1 pseudogene is annotated in these 230 nt (G+C 71.7%); it reads right to left on the bottom strand.

Annotation, left to right across the window (positions count from 1 at the left end):
• A pseudogene (locus tag KZZ07_RS27520) lies at positions 1–230 on the bottom strand (glycosyl transferase family 1); the annotation flags it as partial.

The following is a 230-nucleotide window of genomic DNA, read 5'->3' as shown; positions in this document are numbered from 1 at the left end:
GCCGACCTCGGCCAGCAGCTTTGCCTTCCACGACTCGGCGCCCCTGGGCTTGCCCCCATAGCTGACGCCGTCACCGCCGATCAGCACCGCCTGCGCATGGGGGCGGGCCGCCAGCACCTCGGGCAGCGCGCGCATCAGGACGTGAAAGCCGCGATAGGGTTCCAGCGAGCGGCTGACAGAGCTGAGCACCTCGTCGCCGGCCCGCAGCACCCGGCCATTCGGCAGCGTCA

Source organism: Mameliella sp. CS4 (assembly GCF_019392335.1).
GTDB lineage: Bacteria > Pseudomonadota > Alphaproteobacteria > Rhodobacterales > Rhodobacteraceae > Antarctobacter.
Note: the sequence above shows the minus strand (reverse complement) of the source record. Positions and strands in the feature narration are given on the sequence as shown.